General features: G+C 65.5%; 24 protein-coding genes and 2 tRNA genes (1 of these 26 cut by a window edge). 15 read left to right on the top strand and 11 right to left on the bottom strand.

Annotation, left to right across the window (positions count from 1 at the left end):
* Nucleotides 1-117 precede the first annotated feature (117 nt).
* On the top strand, nt 118-999 hold the full coding sequence (locus AC1VVK_RS09525) for a UTP--glucose-1-phosphate uridylyltransferase (RefSeq protein ID WP_132387550.1): 882 nt from the start codon (nt 118-120) through the stop codon (nt 997-999).
* A 57-nt stretch (nt 1,000-1,056) separates the two neighbouring features.
* Here AC1VVK_RS09525 and AC1VVK_RS09520 read toward each other — a convergent pair whose 3' ends face one another.
* Together AC1VVK_RS09520 and AC1VVK_RS09515 are read right to left on the bottom strand one after the other, a co-directional pair.
* Nucleotides 1,057-1,725 (bottom strand): lytic transglycosylase domain-containing protein, encoded by a 669-nt coding sequence (locus AC1VVK_RS09520; protein ID WP_482902792.1) that lies wholly within the window; start codon nt 1,723-1,725, stop codon nt 1,057-1,059.
* Nucleotides 1,726-1,871: 146 nt separating this feature from the next.
* Nucleotides 1,872-1,946 (bottom strand) — tRNA-Thr (locus tag AC1VVK_RS09515).
* A 103-nt stretch (nt 1,947-2,049) separates the two neighbouring features.
* On the opposite strand from AC1VVK_RS09515, the gene AC1VVK_RS09510 reads away from it, so the two are divergent.
* From AC1VVK_RS09510 to fabI, 8 genes are all read left to right on the top strand, one after another.
* Entirely contained in the window at nt 2,050-2,295 is a 246-nt protein-coding gene (locus AC1VVK_RS09510; RefSeq protein WP_482902791.1) for a hypothetical protein, read from the top strand.
* 75 nt (nt 2,296-2,370) lie between these two features.
* Nucleotides 2,371-3,057: a 2,3-diphosphoglycerate-dependent phosphoglycerate mutase gene (gene gpmA / locus AC1VVK_RS09505; protein WP_482902790.1), complete on the top strand. Its 687-nt coding sequence runs from the start codon at nt 2,371-2,373 to the stop codon at nt 3,055-3,057.
* A 1-nt stretch (nt 3,058) separates the two neighbouring features.
* Nucleotides 3,059-3,556 (top strand): 5-(carboxyamino)imidazole ribonucleotide mutase, encoded by a 498-nt coding sequence (gene purE / locus AC1VVK_RS09500; protein WP_132387544.1) that lies wholly within the window; start codon nt 3,059-3,061, stop codon nt 3,554-3,556.
* Between the two features lie 34 nt (nt 3,557-3,590).
* A complete protein-coding gene (locus AC1VVK_RS09495) occupies nt 3,591-4,655 on the top strand; it encodes a 5-(carboxyamino)imidazole ribonucleotide synthase (RefSeq protein ID WP_482902789.1) in 1,065 nt (354 codons plus the stop codon).
* Nucleotides 4,656-4,666: 11 nt separating this feature from the next.
* Entirely contained in the window at nt 4,667-5,149 is a 483-nt protein-coding gene (locus tag AC1VVK_RS09490) for a dihydrofolate reductase (protein WP_482902788.1), read from the top strand.
* Between the two features lie 12 nt (nt 5,150-5,161).
* On the top strand, nt 5,162-6,094 hold the full coding sequence (locus AC1VVK_RS09485) for a bifunctional riboflavin kinase/FAD synthetase (RefSeq protein ID WP_482902787.1): 933 nt from the start codon (nt 5,162-5,164) through the stop codon (nt 6,092-6,094).
* A gap of 73 nt (nt 6,095-6,167) precedes the next feature.
* A complete protein-coding gene (locus AC1VVK_RS09480) occupies nt 6,168-7,178 on the top strand; it encodes a YihY/virulence factor BrkB family protein (RefSeq protein WP_482902786.1) in 1,011 nt (336 codons plus the stop codon).
* Nucleotides 7,175-7,978, top strand: a complete 804-nt coding sequence (fabI, locus tag AC1VVK_RS09475) for an enoyl-ACP reductase FabI (RefSeq protein ID WP_482902785.1) — start codon at nt 7,175-7,177, stop codon at nt 7,976-7,978. Before AC1VVK_RS09480 ends, fabI begins: the two co-directional genes overlap by 4 nt.
* A gap of 83 nt (nt 7,979-8,061) precedes the next feature.
* Here the strand turns inward: fabI and AC1VVK_RS09470 are convergent, their stop codons facing one another.
* The 8 genes from AC1VVK_RS09470 to AC1VVK_RS09435 all read right to left on the bottom strand — a co-directional run bounded on the left by AC1VVK_RS09470 (nt 8,062) and on the right by AC1VVK_RS09435 (nt 15,552).
* Nucleotides 8,062-8,679: a hypothetical protein gene (locus tag AC1VVK_RS09470; RefSeq protein ID WP_482902784.1), complete on the bottom strand. Its 618-nt coding sequence runs from the start codon at nt 8,677-8,679 to the stop codon at nt 8,062-8,064.
* Nucleotides 8,680-8,794: 115 nt separating this feature from the next.
* On the bottom strand, nt 8,795-9,310 hold the full coding sequence (locus AC1VVK_RS09465) for a demethoxyubiquinone hydroxylase family protein (RefSeq protein WP_132387533.1): 516 nt from the start codon (nt 9,308-9,310) through the stop codon (nt 8,795-8,797).
* Nucleotides 9,311-9,315: 5 nt separating this feature from the next.
* Nucleotides 9,316-9,795, bottom strand: a complete 480-nt coding sequence (locus AC1VVK_RS09460) for a disulfide bond formation protein B (protein ID WP_132387531.1) — start codon at nt 9,793-9,795, stop codon at nt 9,316-9,318.
* A gap of 11 nt (nt 9,796-9,806) precedes the next feature.
* Nucleotides 9,807-11,216 carry a S41 family peptidase gene (locus AC1VVK_RS09455; protein ID WP_482902783.1) on the bottom strand — a complete coding sequence of 470 codons (1,410 nt, stop codon included), beginning with the start codon at nt 11,214-11,216 and terminating at the stop codon, nt 9,807-9,809.
* 194 nt (nt 11,217-11,410) lie between these two features.
* Nucleotides 11,411-12,655, bottom strand: a complete 1,245-nt coding sequence (locus AC1VVK_RS09450) for a murein hydrolase activator EnvC family protein (protein ID WP_132387527.1) — start codon at nt 12,653-12,655, stop codon at nt 11,411-11,413.
* Between the two features lie 90 nt (nt 12,656-12,745).
* Nucleotides 12,746-14,266: a DEAD/DEAH box helicase gene (locus AC1VVK_RS09445; RefSeq protein WP_482902782.1), complete on the bottom strand. Its 1,521-nt coding sequence runs from the start codon at nt 14,264-14,266 to the stop codon at nt 12,746-12,748.
* 302 nt (nt 14,267-14,568) lie between these two features.
* Complete coding sequence (locus AC1VVK_RS09440) at nt 14,569-15,054, bottom strand: MmcB family DNA repair protein (protein ID WP_482902781.1); 486 nt, start codon at nt 15,052-15,054, stop codon at nt 14,569-14,571.
* 57 nt (nt 15,055-15,111) lie between these two features.
* Entirely contained in the window at nt 15,112-15,552 is a 441-nt protein-coding gene (locus AC1VVK_RS09435; protein WP_482902780.1) for a hypothetical protein, read from the bottom strand.
* 136 nt (nt 15,553-15,688) lie between these two features.
* On the opposite strand from AC1VVK_RS09435, the gene AC1VVK_RS09430 reads away from it, so the two are divergent.
* Nucleotides 15,689-15,765, top strand: a tRNA-Arg gene (locus AC1VVK_RS09430).
* 75 nt (nt 15,766-15,840) lie between these two features.
* Here AC1VVK_RS09430 and AC1VVK_RS09425 read toward each other — a convergent pair.
* A complete protein-coding gene (locus AC1VVK_RS09425; protein WP_482902779.1) occupies nt 15,841-16,842 on the bottom strand; it encodes a GlxA family transcriptional regulator in 1,002 nt (333 codons plus the stop codon).
* Between the two features lie 326 nt (nt 16,843-17,168).
* On the opposite strand from AC1VVK_RS09425, the gene AC1VVK_RS09420 reads away from it, so the two are divergent.
* From AC1VVK_RS09420 to AC1VVK_RS09400, 5 genes are all read left to right on the top strand, one after another.
* The gene (locus tag AC1VVK_RS09420; RefSeq protein ID WP_482902778.1) at nt 17,169-17,960 is read left to right on the top strand and encodes an SDR family NAD(P)-dependent oxidoreductase; all 792 of its coding nucleotides are present in this window, start codon (nt 17,169-17,171) and stop codon (nt 17,958-17,960) included.
* Nucleotides 17,961-17,973: 13 nt separating this feature from the next.
* Nucleotides 17,974-18,462 carry a hypothetical protein gene (locus tag AC1VVK_RS09415; protein WP_482902777.1) on the top strand — a complete coding sequence of 163 codons (489 nt, stop codon included), beginning with the start codon at nt 17,974-17,976 and terminating at the stop codon, nt 18,460-18,462.
* Between the two features lie 157 nt (nt 18,463-18,619).
* Nucleotides 18,620-19,063: an RrF2 family transcriptional regulator gene (locus AC1VVK_RS09410; RefSeq protein WP_132387515.1), complete on the top strand. Its 444-nt coding sequence runs from the start codon at nt 18,620-18,622 to the stop codon at nt 19,061-19,063.
* A gap of 218 nt (nt 19,064-19,281) precedes the next feature.
* Complete coding sequence (locus AC1VVK_RS09405; protein WP_132387513.1) at nt 19,282-19,482, top strand: YezD family protein; 201 nt, start codon at nt 19,282-19,284, stop codon at nt 19,480-19,482.
* Nucleotides 19,483-19,577: 95 nt separating this feature from the next.
* Nucleotides 19,578-21,522, top strand: partial view of a TonB-dependent receptor gene (locus AC1VVK_RS09400; RefSeq protein ID WP_482902776.1) — the 5' portion only. Its footprint extends 617 nt past the window's final position; the window shows 1,945 of its 2,562 coding nt (coding positions 1-1,945); it begins with the start codon at nt 19,578-19,580; the stop codon falls past the right edge of the window.

Here is a 21,522-nt window from a genome sequence, read left to right as displayed (position 1 = left end):
TGGGCCCGCAGCAAGCACACCTCGGCAGTTCCGGAGCAGATCGGCGATGGACAGTTGCGCTGCGTCTGCGAAGTGTCTTTAATCGCATCGAAACATCAAGGAGCCAGACTTTCGGCTATGTCGGCAGAACAGTTCAAAAAGCCCGTTCGCAAGGCCGTCTTTCCCGTTGCCGGCCTGGGCACTCGATTTCTCCCCGCAACCAAAGCCATCCCCAAGGAACTTCTGCCGGTCGTCGACCGGCCGCTGATCCAGTACGCGGTGGACGAAGCGCGGGAGGCGGGGATCGAGGAATTCATCTTCGTCACTGGCCGCGGCAAGACCGCGATCGTCGAGCATTTCGACACGGCCTACGAACTGGAAGCGACGATGAGCGCGCGGGGCAAGTCGCTCGACGCGCTTGATCCCACCCGTATCCAGCCGGGCAATCTCGTGACCGTGCGCCAGCAGGTGCCGCTCGGGCTCGGCCATGCGGTGTGGTGCGCGCGTGCCGTGACGGGCGACGAACCTTTCGCGATCTTCCTGCCGGACGAGCTGATGTATGGTTCGCCGGGCTGCATGGCGCAGATGGTGGAGGCCTACAATGAAGTGGGCGGCAACCTCGTCTCGGTGCTGGAAGTGCCGCGCGAGGAAGTCTCCAGCTACGGCGTGATCGCGCCGGGCGAATCGCGAGGCAATCTTACCGAAGTGAAGGGCCTGGTCGAAAAGCCGAAGGTCGAGGACGCGCCGTCGAACAAGATCGTTTCGGGGCGCTATATCCTACAGCCCGAAGTGATGGATCTGCTCGCCAACCAGGGCAAGGGCGCGGGGGGCGAGATTCAGCTCACCGATTCGATGGCCAAGCTTATCGGCCAGCAGCCGTTCCACGCGGTGACTTTTGCAGGCCAGCGCTTCGATTGCGGTTCGAAAGTGGGCTTCGTCGAGGCGACACTCGCCATCGCGCTCGACCGTGCCGACATGGGCGAGGAAGTGCGCCGAATCGCAAAGCGCCTGCTGGATTGACGTCAAAGCGCTTCAGGAATCGTGTCCGGGACCAACAGGTCCCCGGATGCGGCTCGTTTATTGGCGCACCGGATCCGTGAGGCGCGCCATGATCGCTGCGACATACGCGCGGGTTTCGCGAATATTGGGGACTCCGCCAGCCTTGGCGACGCGGCCGGGGCCGGCATTGTAGGCGGCCAGCGCCTTTTCGATATCGCCGCCAAAGGCGTCTAGCTGCATGCGCAAATAGCGCGCGCCGCCTTCGAGGTTGGCCATGGGGTCGCCCGCATTCACGCCCATCTGTGCGGCCGTGCCGGGCATCAGCTGGGTAAGGCCGCGCGCGCCTACGGGCGAGACGGCAAGTTCATTCCACCGGCTTTCCTGCCAGACCACCGCTTCCAGCAGAGTCGGGCTGATGTCGTACTTGGCGGCGAGCTGGGCGATGCGGGCACGCCAGCGCGTGGGACCGGCGGCATCGAGCGCATCGGTGATCGATTGCGGCGCAAGCGCGGCGGCTTCGACTTCGGGAGGAGGCGCGGCACTGTCGGTGAATTCGGCCGTGCCCGTGCCATCGGAATTCGGAGTCAGGGGATCAATGGCGGCCCGCGCGGGCCCTCCGGCAACCCATTGATAGGTGCCGCCCTTGCCGATTTCGAGCACATCGGCCTTGGCCATCCCCGGCACGGCGGCGAGAATCAGCGCCGCCAGCATACCGGCCGCCGAAGCAGGGGCCGGAGCCCGGTCCATCCGATTCGATTCCCTCACCATCGCGGCGTCTTTACCCCGGACTATGGGCAAGGCTCAAGCATCGCCGCGCCCGGTGAAGTGCCGACGCAGCGCGAATCGCCCACCGCGTGGCGGACACCGATTCCAAAAATGTAAAAGGGAAGGAATGGTGCTGCTGGGGAGGATTGAACTCCCGACCTCGTCATTACCAATGACGCGCTCTACCACTGAGCTACAGCAGCGCCTGATCCGAAGGCCTTTCGGCCAGCGCTTCAGCGCCTGCCGCCGGCGACCCGGGGCAGGGGCGCGCTAATGTCTGGGGGCGGGACAATTGTCAAGCGGTGCTTGCGCATTCTTTTTCGCAAGGCCATTGAAAACGGCATGAACGGCCGGCCCAAAGACGCACAATCGGCGAAAACCCGCGAGGAAAGGCTTGCGGCAAAGCTTCGTGAAAATCTGCATCGCCGCAAGGCGCAGGCGCGGGCCCTGACTGTCGATAGCGAAGATGCCGAGACTCACCTGCGCGCCGACCGCGCGATCGGCGACGATTGCGAATCGGACAGGCTTTCCAAATCGTCCCCGGAAAGCTAGGGGCTGCGCGCGGAGATAACGTCCGCCTGCCTTCCGGCGTTCCCCCGGGCGCCGACCAGACCTCGGAGTGATGCCTTGCCTCGCCTGATTCTCGTCCGCCACGGCCAGAGCCAATGGAACCTCGAAAACCGTTTCACCGGCTGGTGGGACGTGGACCTTACCGAAAAGGGTGAGGAAGAGGCCCGCGCCGCCGGTGCGCTGCTCAAGGAAAAGGGCATCGCGCCCACCGTCGCCTTCACCTCGCTGCAAACGCGCGCGATCCGCACGCTGCACTTCGCGCTGGAAGCTGCCGGCCTGCTGTGGATCCCGGAAACCAAGGACTGGCGCCTCAACGAGCGTCACTATGGCGGGCTCACCGGCCTCAACAAGGCGGAGACCGCTGCCAAGCATGGCGAGGATCAGGTGAAGATCTGGCGCCGCAGCTTCGACACGCCGCCGCCGGTGCTGGAGAAGGGCAGCGAGTTCGATCTCTCCACCGATCCGCGCTACGCCGGGATCGACGTGCCGCAGACCGAAAGCCTCAAGGACACCATCGCGCGCGTCCTGCCCTACTATCAGGGATCGATCGTGCCGCACCTGAAGGCGGGCGCCGACGTGCTCGTCTCAGCACACGGCAATTCGCTGCGCGCGCTGGTGAAGCACCTCTCGAACATCTCGGACGACGAGATCACCGGTCTGGAGATCCCGACCGGCCAGCCAATCGTTTACGAACTGGCTGACGATCTGACGGTGCTCGACCGCTACTATCTCTCGGAGCGCTGAGATGGCCGCTTCGGAAACGGGCACTCCGCCGGTCGCGATCATCATGGGCAGCCAGTCCGACTGGCCGACCATGGGCAAGGCCGCCGAGATGCTCGACAAGCTCGGCATTGCCTATGACGCGCGCATTGTTTCGGCGCACCGTACGCCTGAGCGCATGGTGGACTTCGCCAAGGGTGCGGCCGACGAAGGCTTCAAGGTCGTGATCGCCGGGGCCGGCGGTGCTGCGCATCTGCCGGGCATGGTTGCCGCGCTCACGCACCTGCCGGTGCTGGGCGTGCCGGTCCAGTCGAAGGCGCTTTCGGGGCAGGACAGCCTGCTCTCGATCGTCCAGATGCCGGCCGGTATCCCGGTCGGCACGCTGGCCATCGGCGAAGCGGGCGCGGCCAATGCGGGCCTGCTCGCCGCCGCGATTCTGGCCATCACCGATGCGGCGCTGGCCGAACGGCTCAAGGCTTTCCGCGCCGCGCAGACCGAAAGCGTGGCTGTCCGCCCGTCCTGACCCTTTCCCTCCTGACATATCGAGTAACGGCGTAATGATACCCCCCGGCGAAACCATCGGCATTCTCGGCGGCGGCCAGCTCGGCCGAATGATCGCGATGGCCGCCGCGCAGCTCGGCTACCGCTGCCACATCTACGCGCCGGAGGCCGATTCTATCGCCGCCGAAGTGAGCGCAGCCTTCACTTGCGCCGCATGGGACGATGCCGAGGCGATGGCGAAGTTCGGGGCGGACTGCGCCGTCGTGACTTACGAGTTCGAGAACGTGCCTGTCGCGCCGCTGGCGGCGCTGGGCGACGTGCCGCTGCTGGCCCATGCCCGTGCGCTCGAAACCGCGCAGGACCGGCTGAACGAGAAGCGTTTCGTCACCGAACTGGGCGGCACGCCCGCGCCGTTCTTCCCGGTCGATTCGGCCGAGGATCTGGCGGCTGCGATTGCCCAGATCGGCACGCCCGGCATCCTCAAGACCCGGCGCGACGGTTATGACGGCAAGGGCCAGTGGCGGATCATGACGCCGGCGGACGCCGAAGGGCTCGACCTTCCGGCCCAGCCGCTGATCTACGAAGGCTTCGTCACTTTCTTCGCCGAATTCTCGGTGATCCTGTGCCGGGGCGCCGATGGCGATATCCGCTACTTCGATTCGGCCGAGAACGTCCACGAAAGCGGGATTCTCGCGCTCAGCACGGTTCCGGCATCGCCCGCGATTCTTGAGCAGCTTCCCGCTGCCCGCGCGCTTGCCGCCAAGGTGGCCGAAGCGCTCGATTACGTCGGCGTGCTCACGCTCGAATTCTTTGCGACCGAAAACGGCCCTGTGTTCAACGAGATGGCGCCGCGCGTGCACAATTCCGGGCACTGGACAATCGAAGGCGCGGTCACCTCGCAGTTCGAGAACCATGTGCGCGCGATCTGCGGACTGCCGCTGGGCGGTACCGGGCTCGCCGCGAACAAGGTGGAAATGCGCAACCTGATCGGTGACGAGGCGCATGACTGGCCGACGATCCTTGCCGATCCGGCCAACCACCTTCACCTCTACGGCAAGGAGGCCGCCCGCCCAGGCCGCAAGATGGGGCACGTGACGCGCCTCGTCTTCGGGCAGGACTGACCGGCGGCCGGGTGCAGGATCTTTTCCTCATCTATGCCCGCGCCGCCAACGGCGTGATCGGCCGCGACGGGGCTTTGCCCTGGCGGCTTCCGGCCGATCTCAAGCGGTTCAAGGCGCTCACCATGGGAAAGCCCATGATCATGGGGCGCAAGACGTTCGAGAGCTTCCCCGCGCCGCTTCCCGGCCGCCGGCACATCGTGCTCACCCGCGACGAATCGTGGCAGGCGGACGGCGCCGAAGTGGCGCATAGTGTCGAGCAGGCCCGCGAGCTGGCGGGCGATGGCGAGGTTGCGGTTATCGGCGGAGCCGAAATCTACGGGCTCTTCACCGGGCTCGCCGCGCGTATCGAACTGACCGAGATTCACGGGACTTATGAAGGCGATACCTTCATGCCCGAGACCGGCCCCGAATGGCATCAGATCGCCCGCGAAGACCATGCGGCGGAAGGCGAGCGCCCCGCATATGCTTTCGTGACGCTCGTGCGCGACTTATAGGCCCGAAACGACATGATTCGCCTCGACAACCGTGAACCCGTTCCCGATGCCATGCGCGGTGCCATATTGGCGCTGGGCAACTTCGATGGATTCCACCTCGGCCATCAGGCCGTCGTCGGCGAGGCGATTCGCTGGGCGCGGACGACCGGGCGCAAGGCGATCGTCGCCACGTTCGATCCGCATCCCGTCCGTCATTTCCAGCCCGATGCCGAACCGTTCCGCCTGACCACGCTGGACCAGCGGCAGGAACTCTTCGCCAAGGCCGGGGCGGATGCCATGCTGGTGTTCCACTTCGACGGCGCGATGGCCGGCATGCCCGCCACCGAGTGGATCGAGAAGATCCTGTCGGCGCAGCTTGGCGTAGCGGGCGTCGTCACCGGCGACGATTTCACCTTTGGCAAGGCGCGCAGCGGCAATCCCGGCGTTCTGCGGGACGTGGGCGGCGAATTCGGCATCGAATCGCGCGCGGTCGGTGCCGTGCTCGATCAGGGTGAGCCGGTCAGTTCCAGCCGCATCCGCGATGCGCTGACTTCGGGCGATTGCGAGACGGCCGCGCGCCTCCTCACGCGGCCTTTCGCGATCCGTGGGCACGTCCAGCACGGCGACAAGCGCGGCCGCGTGATCGGCTTCCCCACCGCTAATCTCGACATGGCGAACTATCTGCGCCCGCGCTACGGCATCTATGCGGTGACCGGCCATCTTCCCGGCGGCCGCGTGGTCATGGGCGCGGCCAACATGGGCATTCGCCCGACGTTCGACCCGCCCAAGGAATTGCTGGAGCCGCATTTCTTCGATTTTTCCGGCGATCTCTACGATCAGGAAATCGAGGTGGCCTTCCACCACTATCTGCGGGGCGAGGCGAAGTTCGATTCGATCGACGCCCTGAAGGCCCAGATGGCGCTCGATTGCGACCGCGCGCGCGAATTGCTCGCCAATCTGGTGTAAATCTCGCCGGTTAAATGATGTTCAAATCCTTACCGGATTTGAACAACTCGCTCACAATGCCTATGTCGGCCCGGTGCAGGTCGATCCGCCGAACGAGCCCCCGATCACGCCTGAGGCGCGGCGGCGGGCAGCCTTGCTCTGGCATGAGGGGCGTGGGCCGCGCATTCCGCGTCCCAACCTGACCACGCGCCCGTTCGTCATTATCCGCCGCGTCATCGAGGGAACCTGGGAAGACGGGTTCATTCACGCGGGCAATCTGGCCTACATGACGATCGTTGCCCTCTTCCCGTTCTGCATCGCGGTGGCGGCGATCTATTCGGCCTTCGGCGAACAGGGCCAGCTCGACCAGTCGATCTCGGCCCTGCTTGCGGCCTTGCCGCCGCGCGTGGAAGAAGCGCTGGCCCCGGTCGCGCGCGATGCAGTGCGGGCGCGGCACGGCTGGCTGCTCTGGGTCGGCGGCGCGCTGGGGGTGTGGACGGCGACCAGCCTGATCGAAACGATCCGCGATATTCTCCATCGTGCCTATGGAATCACCAAGCGCCGGGCGTTCTGGCGCAACCGGCTGATATCGGGTGGGCTGATTTTTGGCGCGGTGCTGTTGATGCTGCTGTCGCTGTCTTCGCAGGTCTTCATCTCGCTGATCGAGGAAGTGCTGCTTGATCTGTTCCCGCGTCTCGCCCGTTTCGACTACCAGTTGGCGATGTCGCGCCTGATCACCACGGGCACGCTGTTCGGCTCGCTTTACGTGCTTTTTTACATGCTTGCGCCGACGCGCTATCAGGGCCGAGGGTTCCCCCGGTGGCCTGGCGCGGTACTGGTGACGACATGGTGGCTCACCACCGCATGGGCACTCCCCAGAGTGTTGCGCAATTTCATCGCTTACGATCTGACTTACGGAAGCCTTGCCGGAGTGATGATCGCGCTTTTCTTTTTCTGGTTTGTCGGACTAGGGATGGTTGCGGGTGCCGAACTCAACGCGGCCCTCACCGTCAGCCCCGAGGAGCAGGAAATGCTTGCCGGGGGCGGGAACGGTAATGGCGGTTCTGCCGTCAAGAACAACGAAGCACAGGAAGAACACGAATGACCGGTCTGATGCAGGGTAAACGCGGCCTGATCATGGGCCTTGCCAATGATAAGTCCCTGGCCTGGGGCATCGCGAAGAAGCTGCACGAACAGGGCGCCGAACTGGCCTTCTCCTATCAGGGCGAAGCCCTAGCCAAGCGCGTCAAGCCGCTGGCGGAAAGCCTTGGCAGCGATTTCCTCATCGATTGCGACGTTTCCGACATGGACGCGCTCGACGCGGCATTCGGCCAGCTCAAGGCGCGGTGGGAGACGATCGACTTCATCGTCCACGCCATCGGCTATTCGGACAAGACCCAGCTGCGCGGCCATTATTACGACACCACGCTCGATAACTTCCTGATGACGATGAACATCTCGGCCTACAGCCTGGTCGCCGTCACCAAGCGCGCGATCGAGATGATGTCGGATGGCGGCTCGATCCTGACGCTGACCTATTACGGCGCCGAGAAGGTCGTGCCGCATTACAACGTCATGGGTGTGGCGAAGGCCGCGCTGGAAACCTCGGTGCAGTACCTCGCCAACGATCTTGGCCCGCGTAACATCCGCGTCAACGCGATCTCGGCAGGCCCGATCAAGACTCTGGCGGCCAGCGGGATCGGCGATTTCCGCTACATTTTGAAGTGGAACGAGCTGAACTCGCCGCTGCGCCGCAATGTCACGATCGAAGACGTCGGCGGCTCGGGCCTCTATTTCCTCTCGGACCTTTCGGCGGGCGTCACCGGCGAAGTCCACCATGTCGACGCGGGCTACCATGTCGTCGGCATGAAGCAGGAAGATGCGCCGGATATCGCGCTGAGCTGAGCGCGCGTCCCGAAGATACGAAAAAGGGCCGGGGGAGCGATCCTCCGGCCCTTTTTTCATGGGCGCTCCCGAGAGAAGCAGCCTTACTTCGGCTTGGGCAGCGGCGTGTCGGTCTTGCTTGAGGCTGCGTCTGCCGCATCGGTCTGGGCCTGCTGGCGTGCCTGCTGGTCGAAGTAGGCCTTTTCCGCTTCCTCGACGCGCTTCTGGTCGGCTGCGGCCTGTGCGTCGATCGTCGAGAGGCGCTTCTGGCGCTCGGCAGAGATCAGTTCGCCGAAGCGGACGTCGGAAGCATTCGCGCGTTCGGAGTAAGCCTGGTTGATCAGCTTCTGGGTACACCCCGACGCGCCGCCGGGACCGACCGGCGAACAGCTCATGTTACCGAAAGCGCCGACGGTCTCATAGTCCTGGACGCGGTTCGACCAGGCTTCCGAGGCGTGGGAATCGAGACCGCGCAGCGGTTCGGGAATGCGGTAGCGCTCCGATTCGGACTTGCGCGCGCAGACCGTGATCTCGTTGGCGCTCGACTTCGGGCAAGTGTCGTTGCCGTAGATGATGAGCTGGTTGACCCGCTCGCCGCCCGTGTCTTCGGACTGTTCCTGTGCGGCGGGTGCCTGCGCTGCTGCGAGTGGCGCGCCCATGGTCAGCCCCAACCCGAGGCCGAAAGTGGCAATGGCTGAGGCGGTGGTCAGGAGGCGCGTCATCGGAATTGCTCCAGTCGAGAGTATGTCGCAGTCAATGATATAGGGTATGTGGCCTTTGAAAGGTAGCGCAAGCGTGCGCCCATCCGACAGGCTGCGTCAACATCTCTCCGAAAAATCAGATTCTTTCGGATAGTTTGATGGCCACGCGGCATCCCAGTCGGATGGCATTGAACAGCAGGGGATAGGCAGGTGCCCGCTCGGCCCCGGCGGCCAGAGCCGCGTCGCGGTGCTCGCGCTCGTCATCGCGGAACTTGCGGATCACCTCGCCCAGTTCGGGATCCTCGTCGCCTAGATCCTCAAGCTGCTCGGTATAGTGGCGGTCGATCTCGGTCTCGATCGCGGCAGTGCAGGCCATCGCCGCCTCGGGCCCGATCAGCGCGGTTGCCGCGCCCAGCGCATAACCCGCGACCGACCATACCGGCTGAAGCAGGGTGGGGCGCACGCCGCGTTCGGCAATCATCTTGTCGAAACGGGCCTGATGCTCGGCCTCCTGCTCGGCCATGCCGGCAATCTCGGTCGAAAGCGGGGCGCGGGCGCCCATGACCGCCATCTGCCCGGAATAGATGCACACTGCGCCATATTCGCCGGCCTGATCGACGCGCAGCATGCGCGCGGCTTTGGGGGACGTCATGACGGTCAGTCCTTGCTGCGGGCGACAAGGGCGAAGACCGCCAGCGCGCCGAAAGTGGAAAGCAGGAAGTTGAAACCGGCGAGCGAAACACCGCCCAGAGTCCAGGGGGCGACATCGCAGCGGATCAGCGGGGCGGCCATGATCGCGGCCATCGGATCGCCGCCGGCCGCGAAGGGGCTGGCTGTGCAGGCAGTGAAGCCTTCCCACCAGCCATATTCGACGCCGGCGTGGAAGCCGCCGATCAGGCCCGAAGTCAGGATGCCCAGCGCCGCCACCGCCACCAGCGGGCGCACCGGCCGCCAGAAGAAGGCGAGCGCGGCGAAGGGCAGCGCGAACATCTGGCCGTAGCGCTGCCACCAGCACATCTCGCACGGGTGGAGGCCAAAGCCGTATTGGCTGAGGTAGGCCCCGCCCAGCGCGATGACGGGGATCGCCAGCGCAAGCAGGCGGGCGGCGCGCAGGGGAGCGGCAACGGCAACGGTCATTGCGGGCGCTTTCAGTCCTTACCCGGCTTGGCGCTCGGGATGGAGCCCGGCGTGGCGGGCGTTGCGGCGGTGGCCAGCGCGGGCTTGCCGGCGGTGCGGCGCAGCGTGTCGATCGCGTAAGTAAGCTGGAAGTCGGTAATGCCGCGCTTCTTCAGCTCATCCGCGCTGATCTTGAAGCGCGGATCGTCGGCCTTGTCGGTTTCCAGTTCCTTGTCGTTGATCGCCGCCTCGTTGATCAGGTGACTGCGCAAGTCGGATTCGCGCACAGCCCGCTCCGCGCGCGAGCGCGCGTCCGGATCGGAAAGCTGCGGCACCTTGATGTCGGGCACGATGCCGCCTTCCTGCACCGAATGGCCCGACGGCGTGTAGTACCGGGCGGTCGTGAGCTTGACCGCGCTGTCCTTGTCGAGCGGGATGTAGGACTGGACCGAGCCCTTGCCGAACGTGCGGTCGCCCATGATCACCGCGCGGTGCAGGTCCTGCAAGGCGCCGGCCACGATCTCGGAGGCCGAGGCCGACCCCGCGTCCACCAGAACGACCAGCGGCATGCCCTTGACGACATCGCCCTTGAACACCGTTTCGGCGCGGTAATACTGGTTTTCGCTGGCGATGCGGCCGCGCTGCGAGACGATCGTGCCGTGATCGAGGAACAAGTCGGACAGCGCCACCGCCTCATCCAGCGAACCGCCGGGGTTGGAGCGCAGGTCGAGCACCAGACCGTCCAGCTTGGTGCCCTTTTTGGCAGCCTGAAGCTTCAGGTCGGCAATGCCCTTGTTCACGAAGTTGCCGACATCGCGCGAGAACTCGTTGACCGAGATGACGCCGACATCGTCCTTCAGTTCCCAGGTGACCGGCTCAAGCTCGATCACGCCGCGCGTGACGGTCACGTCGAAAGGCTGGTCGCGGCCGGGGCGGAAGATCGTCAGCCGGATCGAGGTGCCGGCGGTGCCGCGCATCTTCTCCACCGCCTCGTCAAGGTCGCGCTCGTAATAGAGCACGCCGTCGAGGTGGGTGATGTAGTCGCCCGCCTTGATGCCCGCCTTCTCGGCCGGGCTGCCCTTGAACGGCGAAACCACCTTCACGGCGCCGTCATCTTCGACCACCGAGAGGCCGAGGCCGGTGTAATTGCCGTCGATCATCGTTTCCAGCCGCTGCTTGGCAGGACCGTCGAGATAGTTCGAATGGGGATCGAGACTGGCCAGCATGCCGTCGATCGCGCCCTTGAGCAGCTTGTCGTCGTCAACCGGGTCTACGTAGTTCGCCTTGATCAGCTCGTAGATGGTGAAGAGCTTCTGGAATTCGCGGTCGGCATTGCCGTCCACCGCCGCCAGTCCGGACGTTGCCGCGGGAAGCACGGCAACCGCGGAAACCAGCAGGGTCGCACGGAGGAAGGAAACGAACTTGGTAGAGCCAAATTTCATCGGGCTTGATCGCCTCTCGTGAATCGCGTCCGGCAACGACCGGGATGGGGGCCATGATGAGGGCCGGGGACATTCTCGACTGTCATGCTGCACGTGTCAGTCAACGCAGCATTCTACCGATGCGCCGCAGCAATTGCCAGCGGCGTGATGAATGGGAGGATGAGACCGGGCGCGGGCGGATCGGCACCGCAATCTCAGAGCGAACGGACATATTGCAGCGGATTGACCGGCACGCCGCCGCGCCGCAGTTCGACCTGCACGCGCGGATCGCCCGGGCCGGTCGCGCCCAGCGGCGATCCGGCGACGATGCTGTCGCCCACCGCCACGTCCAGCTGGGCAAGGCCGGTGACTAGGGAGGTCCAGCCGCCCTCGTGTTCGATGATGACGATGCGTCCGAAGCCGCTGTAAGACCCGGCATAGGCCACGCGGCCCGGCGCCGGTGCGACGACTTGCGCATTGGCCCGCGTCGCCAGCGAGAGCCCGCGCGACGGCGCCTGCCCGGGCAGGACTTCGCCGAAGCCCGTCACCACGCGGCCGGTCACCGGCAGGATATAGCTCGCCAGCCCTTCGGGCGGCGCATCGAACCGGGAGGCTTCGATGACGCGCGCATCCTCGGGCCGGTCGGGCCGCATGACTGGACCGGGCAGGGCGGCCAGCTGTTCGCGCAGCGTGCCCTGACGGCCCACTTCGTCGACCAGATCGCCCAGATCGCGCGCGGTTTCGGCCAAGGCGAGCGCGTGTTCGGCCTCGCGCGCGGCAATGCCGCTGGCCTCGCGGCTGGCGAGCCGCTGGCGCGTTTCGAGTACGGCCAGCTTGCCGCGCCGCTCGCGCATCTGTGCTTCGGAGGCGGTGAGTTCCTCGCGGGCGGCCAACGCCTGACTCTCCAGCGCGTGGCCGCGCTCGATCTCGGCGCGCAGGCCGGCGGTACGGCGGCGGACTTGCGGCAGCATGGTGTCGAGCAGGGCGCGCAGATAGACCGCATCCTGCACCGAGCCGGGCCGGAACATGGCGAGGATCGGCGGGCGGCGGCTCAGCAATTGCAGCGAGCCGGTCAGCCGGGCAAGCGGGGCCTGCCGGACCGCAAGCCGTTCCCGCAAGGCGACGCGCTGAGAGGCGATCAGCCGCATCTTGGCTTGCTGCGCGGCGATTCCCGCTTCGGTTTCCTGAATGCGCGCGGCAAGGGCAGCGGCCTCGCGTCCGGTCTTTTCGGCCTGCGCGCTGACGCCGCGTGCCTTGGCCTCAAGCGCTTCGGCGCGGCGCCGTGCAGCCTCGCCATCGCGGCGGGCGGCGATCATGTCCTGCTGGGCGCGGGTCGCATCGACCGCCGGGTCCAGCACCGCAAGAGCGCCGACCCGGCTGAGGCCCTGTCCGGCAAGCACGACCGCGCCGATGGCGACGGCGGTCGAAGCTGCCAGAATTGTGCGGTTGCGTGGGCTCACGAGTGCTCGATTAGAGCACTCGGAGTCCGACGGAAAGAGGGGCGAAAGGCGGGAAGGGCAACAACCGGAGGAAACCCTCCGGCCTGCTGCTTACCCAGCGCGGCGAACGGCGTTCTTGTGCGCACCGACGCCGTTGCCGCCGCGCGGACGGAAACGACGCTTGCGCTCGCCCTGCTCTTCGGTGCCGGCTTCGCGGCGTTCGCCACGCGGGGCGTCGCCGCGCGGGCGGTCGTCACGGCGACGGTCGTCACCACGCGGTTCGCTGCGCGGACGATCGTCACGGCGGCCTTCGCCACCGGGACGGCGATCGCCGCGCGGCTGCTGGCTGCGGTTGCCGCTGCCACCATTGCCGCCGTTGCGCTTGCCCTGGCCGTTGCCGCGTGCACCCTGCGGCGCGGCGGGTGCCTGACGCGAGGGAGCGGGAAGGCGCGAGGCTTCCTTCATGAAGTCCTCGGGCAGGCCGAGCGCGGTCAGCTTGACGCGGGTCAGCTTCTCAATGTCGCGGATATAGGGCTTCTCGTCCGGCGCGACGAAGCTCACGGCCACGCCGTCGGCACCTGCACGCGCGGTGCGGCCAATGCGGTGGACGTACTGTTCGGCCACGTTCGGGATTTCGAAGTTGTAGACGTGGCTGACGCCCGACACGTCGATGCCGCGCGCGGCAATGTCGGTGGCGACGAGCACGCGCACGGTGCCCTGGCGGAAGCCGCCCAGTGCGGCGGTGCGCTGGGCCTGGCTCTTGTTGCCGTGAATCGCGGCGGCGGGGATGCCGGCGGCGACCAGATGACGCACTACGCGGTCAGCGCCGTGCTTGGTGCGGGTGAAGACCAGTGCGCGGTCGATGGCGCCGTGCTCGGCCTTCTCGGCGGCGTCGGGCGCAAGGCCTTCACGCAGACGGATGGTCAGCAGGGCCTGCTTTTCGGCCTGGTTGATGAACGTGGCGTACTGTTCGACGCGCTCGGCGGTGGTCGACTGCGGAGCGACTTCGACCTTGACCGGGTTGTTGATGAACTGCTTGCCCAGCTCGGCGATCGCCTGCGGCATGGTGGCCGAGAAGAACAGGCTCTGGCGCTGCTTCGGCAGCAGCGCGGCGACGCGCTTCAGCGGAACGATGAAGCCAAGGTCCATCATCTGGTCGGCTTCGTCGAGCACGAAGATCTCGACATTGCGCAGCGTCAGCGCGCGGCTGTCGATCAGGTCGAGCAGGCGGCCGGGCGTGGCGACGAGGATGTCGGTGCCGCGCTCAAGCGCGCGGGCCTGTTTGCCGGCGGGAACGCCGCCGAAGATGCACTGGACCGAAAGGTTCAGGAACTTGGCATAGCCGCGCATGTTGTCGGCGATCTGCGCCGCGAGTTCACGGGTCGGCGAAAGCACCAGCATGCGGCAGCCGGCGTTGGTGCGCGGCTTGGGATCGTTTGCAAGGCGGTGCAGCGAGGGCAGCGAGAACGCGGCGGTCTTGCCGGTGCCGGTCTGCGCGATGCCAAGAATGTCGCGGCCCTCAAGCAGCGCGGGAATGGCCTGGCGCTGAATCGGCGAGGGATCGGTATAGCCCTTGGCCTCGAGCGCACGGAGAATCGGCTCGGCCAGACCAAGTTCGGAGAAATAGGACATAAGTCACTTTCACAAGCAGCCCGGGCGCGCGGATAGGAAATGGCGCGCGGAGCTAGGTGTCGTTTTGGCGACCCTGCGTGAAGAAGGAAGCTGGTTCAGGTGCAACCGCTCGTCCGGGCCGGATCTGGCGTCGAACGCCGGAAACCTCACGCTGCTCTCGGATTGCGGCGGGAAAACGGATCCCGCGCGCCGGTTGCTTGACGCGCATTTAGTGTGCGGCGCGGCAAAACGCAAGAAAATTGCGCGTTAGGGGAATGAGGGTCGCGCTGACGGGAATCATCGCGCTGGCGGGCCCGCTCGCTTCAGGCTTCGCTGCCCCATTGTAGGGTCTGCGGATCGCCCGATGTCACCAGCCGGCGCAGCGCCGCGCGGGCAAGGCGCTCGGTCTCTACCTTGCGGCGGGCGGCGGCAAGCTGGTGGAGCGGGGCAGGGCGCAGGATTTCGGCATCATAGCCATCGGCGACGATCACGCCGCAGCGCTCCGGCAGAAACAGCTCGGTTTCCAGCGGCGCGCGATCGAGCGAAGGGGGAAGCGCCCAGTAGAAGCGGTCGCAATAATCGAGATAGTCGGTCCACTTCCCGTCACCCAGCAGATCGGCGCGGCTGACCTTGATCTCGACGATGATGACATGGCCCTTGGCATCGACTCCCATGAGGTCTGCCCGGCGGCCGCAGCGCAGCGGCATTTCCGGCAAGCACCAGATGTCGTTGCGGGCAAACAGCCGTCCGACGCCGCGTGCGACGTCGACCGAGGTGTACGAGGAAAGGGGAGAATCGACGTCGGCCATGTCCCTATAATAAGAACATAGCAGGAACTTACAAGTCGGCCGATGGGGCCGGTGGCTTTACAGCTTGAGTGCGTCCGGCGGGGCGAGTGCAACCATGGCATCGCGCGCGGCGACGAATTCGGTCCACAGCGACCGCGCCGCCGCGCGGGGATCGGCACCGCGATCGAGCGCGGCGATCAGGGCAGAAAGGCCCGGTTCCATAATCGCGGTCAGGTCTTCGATGCCCTGTTCGGCAAGGCGGCAGCGCCAGCCGCCGGTTTCGCGCATGATGGCGGGGAAGGCGCGGGCTTCCAGGCTGGGGCTCTCGCCCTCGATACCGGCAATGGCGGCCACCACTTGCCCGGCCTGATGCAGCGCCGCCCATTTGATGGCGATGGATCCCAACGCGGCGGGGGCGGACTCCGCTTCTGCCGGTTGGGGCCAGGAGTCGACGAAGTCGTGCTCGGACGCCTGAGCGTCCGACCAGTGTCCGTCCGAGATGATACCCGTTGCGTCCATGGCCGGATTCATAGCGCGAAGCCCCTTGCCAATTCCCTAACCCGGTGCGGCCTGAGAATTTTACGGCATTCTCGCGGTGGATGAAATCATTTGTGGCTGGAAACGCTGCGCATGCTCTGCTAGTCGCCCCCGCACTGCACCCGTAGCTCAGCTGGATAGAGCGCTGCCCTCCGAAGGCAGAGGCCACAGGTTCGAATCCTGTCGGGTGCACCATTTTCCCATATTTCGGCCTCAGCGCGGACATCCGCCCGCCCGGCCTTGCGTCACCCCATCAAGACATGGCCCGTTTCACGCCGCGACCGCGAGATCGGCGCCGCTGTGGAAGCGTGCGCGGTAATCGCCCGGTGTCAGGCCGAGGATGCGGTGGAAGGTGCGGCGAAACGCGGTCGCGTCCTCGTATCCCACGGTCCAGGCGACCTGATCGATCGGGCGGCGGGTGAATTCCAGCAGCTCGCGCGCCTTGCCGATTCTCAGGTGCTGGACGTACTCGATCGGCTTCATGCCGGTGGCGGCCTTGAAGCGGCGTTGCAGTGTGCGTTCCTCCAGACCCGCCTGTTGCGCCATCTCGGCAAGATTCGTTGCGCGGCCGGCGCGCGATTGCAGCCAGTGCTGGACTTTGAGAATCGCCTCGTCGCCATGGGTGAAGCGGGGGGCGAAGCTGGAATAGTGGCGCTGCTCGCGCCCGGCGGGATCGATCAGCAGGAATTTGGCGGTCTCGATCGTGACGGTGGGGGCCAGCAGGCGGTCGACCAGCCGCAAGCCCAGATCGGTCCAGGCCATCAGGCCGCCGGCGGTGATCAGGTCGCCATCCTCGATAACGATTCGGTCGGCATCGACCCGCACTTCGGGGAAGCGGTCCTGCAACTCGCGTGCGAAGAGCCAGTGCGTGGTGGCCGGGCGGCCATCGAGCAGGCCGGTGGCGGCAAGGATGAAGGCGCCGCCGCAGTTCGAGGCGAGTGTGGTGCCGCGGGCATGGCGGTCCCGCAGCCAATCGGCATAGGGCGCGGCTTCGTCGCGGTCGGCCGGACCGGTCAGGCGGCCCGGCACGATCAGTACGGCCGGTTCGCCGGTTTCCTCGGGTGCGGTGTCATGACAGCGCGCGAAAGTGCCGTCGTTGCCGCGTTGCCAGTGGCTGATCCGCAGGGCCGGTCCGCCGTTGCGCGTGGAGAAGAGCGAGGCGATCGCGAAAAGGTCGGTGATGCCGTGGACCATGGCCGCCTGACAGTCCCGGTAAAGCACCAGTCCTATTTCGCGGGTATGCGGGCCCAAATTCGCGGAGGCCGATGTCATCGTCGCCATGCTCCTGTGTCGTAATCGGCCTGTTCAATGTCGCATGCGACAATTCCGGGCGGAACCGGCCGAGCGTACCTTCAATCCCATGGAGCGCAAAGGTGGTCCCGGATGACAAGGACCATTGGATCGTTGCCTCCGCGCTCGAAACGGCAGGAATCGTCAAGCAGGCCATACTCAAGGTATACAAGCGGAGCTGTCATGGCCTGACGCAGGTCGCGGCCGACCGCTTCAATGCCCATCTTCTCGATTCCATCCGTACCCCGAACCCTGGAGACCCGGTGGCAGCGATGATCGCCGGGCTCCTCCCGAAAAGGAGTAATGGCATGACCAGCAAGACTTATCTCGTCACCGGGGCATCCGACGGTATCGGTGCGCTCTATGCAGACCGGCTGGCCCGCCGGGGCCACGACCTGATTCTCGTGGCGCGCCGCAAGGACAAGCTGGCCGATCTTGCCGCCCGGCTGGAAGCGGAGACGAGAGTCTCGGTGGAGGTGATCGGCGCGGACCTCGCCAATGCCGGCGACCTGTTGCACGTGGAACAGCGGCTGCGCGAAGATGCGGCCATCGTCGGCCTCATCAACAATGCCGGGATCGCCAACGAGGGCACGATCCTGGAGGCGGACCCCGATTACCTCTCGGCCATGATCGATCTCAATATCCGCGCCGTCACGCGCCTTTCGGCGGCCATCGCGCCCCGGCTGGCGGCGGCGGGTGAGGGGACCATCGTCAACGTCACTTCGGTTACCGCGTTGATGCCGGAGGCATTCACGGCGGTCTATCCCGCGACCAAGGCCTATGTCCTGGCCTTGTCCGAGGCGCTGGCCGCCGAACTGGGGCCCAAGGGCGTGCGCGTGCAGGCCGTGCTGCCCGGGATCACCCGAACTCCGATCTGGACCGAGGAGAAGATGGCCGCGCTGCCCGCGCACATGGTCATGGAGGCCGAAGATATGGTCGATGCCGCGCTTACGGGGCTCGACATGGGGGAGGCGGTGACGATCCCGGCTCTGCCAGACATGGCGCAGTACGAGGCCTATATCGCCGCCCGCACGGCGCTGCGCCCCGGTCTTTCGCTGGCAAAACCCGCCGCGCGCTACGGCGCGGTCTTCGCTAACTGAGGGAGGGCGCGCCATGATCCTCGGTCTCACGCTGGGCCAGTTCACTGCGCTCCATGTCGCGATCAGCCTTGTGGGAATCGCCAGCGGCCTGGTGGTCCTCCTCGCCTTCGCTGGCGGACGGCGGCGCATCGCCGGGCTCTCCGGCCTGTTCCTGATTACCACGGCGGCGACAACGCTGACGGGGTTCCTGTTCCCCTTCAACGGACCGACCCCGGCCTTCGTCACCGGCGTCATCTCCATCCCGGTGCTCGCCGTGGCATTCGCCGCCTACTTCGGATGCAAGCTGCGGGGCAGGGCGGCGGCCGTCTACGCGGTGAGCGCCAGCATCGCGCTCTACTTCAATCTGCTGGCCTTCGTGACTCAGGCATTCCTCAAGGTACCGCCGCTCCACGCGCTGGCACCTTCGGGAACCGAGCCGCCTTTCCTGGTGGCGCAAGTGGTGATGCTGGCGGCGATGATCGGACTGGGAACGCTCTCGTTTCGCGCCGCGCGCCGGGCCTGACCGGGGCTGAAAGAACCGGCCTTGCAGCGCGCGCAGGAACCTTCGGATCCTGCGCGCGCAAGCTATCCACCGAATTCCCAACCGCAATGGCTGACAAAGTGCGAATCGGGCTTGCGCGCGCTTGCATGGGCCTTGCGGCTTGGGGCATGAGGGCTTCGTGCTTTCGCAGAAGACCCGCTACGCCATCCGCGCCATGCAGCACCTCGCCGACCACTACGGTCAGGGGCCGATACAACTGGCGCCGATCGCAGAGGCGCAGAACATCCCCGCCAAGTTCCTGACGACGATCCTGTCCGAGCTGACCCGCTTCGGCATTGTCGATTCGCAGCGTGGCAAGGATGGCGGATACTGGCTGGCGGTGGCGCCGGTCGACATCACCTATGGCGACCTTATCCGGATCATGCGCGGATCGCTGGCACTCGTGCCCTGCGCCAGCCGCTTTGCGCATGAAAAATGCAAGAACTGCCTTGAAGAAGGCGAGTGCCGCACACGCGCGCTGATGCTCGAAGTGCGAGATCGCACCGCCGATCTCCTTGACGGAATCCGCCTGTCCGACCGTATCGATCTGGTCCCCGCGCAGGAAGAAGACGAAGCCGCCTGATCCCGGATTTCTTCGGCTTTTTGGCGGTTTCCTGCCCTTTCTGGCAGCCTCTACCCCTTTCGGAATCAAGCCCGCGCCGGAGCATCGCTTCGGCGCAAATAGTTTTTGCTCTGGCGCGAAAACCAGAAACTTTCGGGTAGGGGTATTGTCAACTTTTTAGGTTGAGAATACCAATGCGAATGCGACGCTCAAACGCCGCGCTCAGAGGAAGATTCGCAATGGCTCAACCGTCAACGGACACCCAGCGATCGGGACTGCACCTTTCCAGGGATTCCGAGAGCGCCATTCCCAAGCCGGCACCGCTCCAGGTGGTTGCCGATGCTCTCGGCACGATGCGCTACGGCGTCATCCAGCTGACAGTCCACGATGGCAAGCTGGTCCAGCTCGACATCACCGAACGCAAGCGCTTCGCCTCCTAAAGGCGCGCGCCACACAGAACACCGATAATCTGCCGAGCAGACCGGACCGCCGGATGTGAGGCCCCTAACCATACAACAAATCCAAGGGGGACTTCATGAGAAGACACGTCCGCGGGCCGCTGCCGGCCCCGCTTCCGCTCGCCTGCCTTTCGTTTACGCTGCTACTGGCCGCTACGCCGGCGCTGGCATCCGAAGCGCCGGCTGCCGCGACTTCTGCCGCCGCCGCGACGACTTCGGCGGATGCCGAACAGGAATCGCCCACGTCGGTCGGCACCGGTGCCCATGACCGTGGCGGCGAGATTCTCGTCACCGCGCGGCGCCGTCAGGAATCGAGTCAGGAAGTGCCGCTGGCGATCTCGGTCGTGGGCGGCGAACACCTTGATTCAACGGGCGCCTTCAACGTTGGCCGCCTGCAACAGCTGACACCGACCTTGCAGTTCTATTCGTCGAACCCGCGCAACACGGCGGTGAACATCCGCGGCCTCGGCGCGCCGTTCGGTCTCACCAACGACGGCATCGAGCAGGGCGTCGGCATCTATATCGACGACGTCTACAATTCGCGCGTCGCCTCCGCCACGTTCGACTTCCTCGACGTTGCCCAGATCGAAGTGCTGCGCGGCCCGCAGGGTACGCTCTACGGCAAGAACACCACGGCCGGCGCGATCAACATCACGACCAACCAGCCGACCTTCGATTTCCAGGGCAAGGCAGAGGTCTCGGTCGGCAATTACAACTTCAAGCAGGCCAAGGTCGCCGTCTCCGGCCCGCTGACCGACAATGTGGCGATCCGTATCGCGGCCTCGACCACCGATCGTCGCGGCACGATCTACAATGTGACGACCAACCAGTGGATCCAGAGCCAGGACAATATCGGTTTGCGCGGGCAGGTGCTCTGGAAGCCCACCGAAGATCTGGCGATCACGTTCGCCGGTGACTATTCCACCCAGGATGCGAATTGCTGCGGCTCGGTCTTCGTCGGCTATGGCCCCACCCAGCGCGCCAGCAACCGCCAGTACCCGGCGCTGGCCGCCGCGCTCGGCTATACGCCGCCCAGCACCAATCCATACGATCGCCTGACCGACCTCGACACGCCGCTGAGGGCGAAGAACAAGATCGGCGGCGCTTCGGTGCGCGTGAAGTGGGATGTCGGTCCCGGTACGCTGACCTCCGTTTCTGCCTGGCGCTTCTGGGACTGGGATCCGTCGAACGACCGTGACTTCACCGCTTTGCCGATCGTCACGCTCTCACAGAACCCGTCGCAGCAGAACCAGTACACGCAGGAACTGCGCTACAACTACAGCGGCAAGCACTTCGATTTCGTGGTCGGCGCCTTCGGCTTCTATCAGCGGATCGATACGCAGGGCACCGAATCGCAAGGCTCGGCCGCCAGCCGCTGGAATATCAATCCCGGCACCAATGCCCAGGTCCCGCCGGGATCGTCGGGCTGCGGCCCCAGCGCATCGAACAAGCTGGCCTGCGATCCCACGGTGCTCAATGGGCTGACCGCCTACAACACGCAGTACCTGAAGAACACCAGCGCCGCGCTGTATGGCCAGCTCAGCTGGCACGTCACGCCCGAACTGACCGTGCAGCCCGGTGTGCGCCTGAACTACGACAAGAAGGAGGGCTACTACCAGCGCCGCGTGTTCGACGGGCAGGGTAACGAACTGCTGCTGGGACTGCCGTCCTATACCGCGCGCCAGACCGCCCAGTTGGCGATCTACACCCCGCAGGAAATTTCGCCCGAGTTCAGCGACTGGAACTTCAGCTACGATTTCAACGTCAGCTACAAGGTCACGCCCGACATCCTCGTCTATGCGACCTATGCGAAGAGCTTCAAGTCGGGTGGCATCAACCTGAACGGCGTGCCGGTCGATTCGCAGAATAACCCGATCCTCGCCGCGCAGACGGTGAAGCCGGAATCGGTCCACAACTACGAAGTCGGCATCAAGACCCAGTTCTGGGATCGCCGTGCGACCTTCAACCTGGCGATCTTCCGCTCCGACATTGGCAATTACCAGGCCAACGTCACCAACGGCC

The organism is Novosphingobium sp. BL-S-32 (genome assembly GCF_056857055.1).
This window is presented reverse-complemented; position numbering and strand designations above follow the sequence as displayed.

Coding starts and splice junctions, on each gene's coding strand:
- AC1VVK_RS09525 (WP_132387550.1), top strand. CDS start 118: ATGTCGGCAGAACAGTTCAAAAAGCCCGTTCGCAAGGCCGTCTTTCCC.
- AC1VVK_RS09520 (WP_482902792.1), bottom strand. CDS start 1,725: ATGGACCGGGCTCCGGCCCCTGCTTCGGCGGCCGGTATGCTGGCGGCG.
- purE (WP_132387544.1), top strand. CDS start 3,059: ATGGCCGCTTCGGAAACGGGCACTCCGCCGGTCGCGATCATCATGGGC.
- AC1VVK_RS09495 (WP_482902789.1), top strand. CDS start 3,591: ATGATACCCCCCGGCGAAACCATCGGCATTCTCGGCGGCGGCCAGCTC.
- AC1VVK_RS09485 (WP_482902787.1), top strand. CDS start 5,162: ATGATTCGCCTCGACAACCGTGAACCCGTTCCCGATGCCATGCGCGGT.
- fabI (WP_482902785.1), top strand. CDS start 7,175: ATGACCGGTCTGATGCAGGGTAAACGCGGCCTGATCATGGGCCTTGCC.
- AC1VVK_RS09470 (WP_482902784.1), bottom strand. CDS start 8,679: ATGACGCGCCTCCTGACCACCGCCTCAGCCATTGCCACTTTCGGCCTC.
- AC1VVK_RS09465 (WP_132387533.1), bottom strand. CDS start 9,310: ATGACGTCCCCCAAAGCCGCGCGCATGCTGCGCGTCGATCAGGCCGGC.
- AC1VVK_RS09460 (WP_132387531.1), bottom strand. CDS start 9,795: ATGACCGTTGCCGTTGCCGCTCCCCTGCGCGCCGCCCGCCTGCTTGCG.
- AC1VVK_RS09455 (WP_482902783.1), bottom strand. CDS start 11,216: ATGAAATTTGGCTCTACCAAGTTCGTTTCCTTCCTCCGTGCGACCCTG.
- AC1VVK_RS09445 (WP_482902782.1), bottom strand. CDS start 14,266: ATGTCCTATTTCTCCGAACTTGGTCTGGCCGAGCCGATTCTCCGTGCG.
- AC1VVK_RS09440 (WP_482902781.1), bottom strand. CDS start 15,054: ATGGCCGACGTCGATTCTCCCCTTTCCTCGTACACCTCGGTCGACGTC.
- AC1VVK_RS09435 (WP_482902780.1), bottom strand. CDS start 15,552: ATGGACGCAACGGGTATCATCTCGGACGGACACTGGTCGGACGCTCAG.
- AC1VVK_RS09425 (WP_482902779.1), bottom strand. CDS start 16,842: ATGACATCGGCCTCCGCGAATTTGGGCCCGCATACCCGCGAAATAGGA.
- AC1VVK_RS09420 (WP_482902778.1), top strand. CDS start 17,169: ATGACCAGCAAGACTTATCTCGTCACCGGGGCATCCGACGGTATCGGT.
- AC1VVK_RS09415 (WP_482902777.1), top strand. CDS start 17,974: ATGATCCTCGGTCTCACGCTGGGCCAGTTCACTGCGCTCCATGTCGCG.
- AC1VVK_RS09405 (WP_132387513.1), top strand. CDS start 19,282: ATGGCTCAACCGTCAACGGACACCCAGCGATCGGGACTGCACCTTTCC.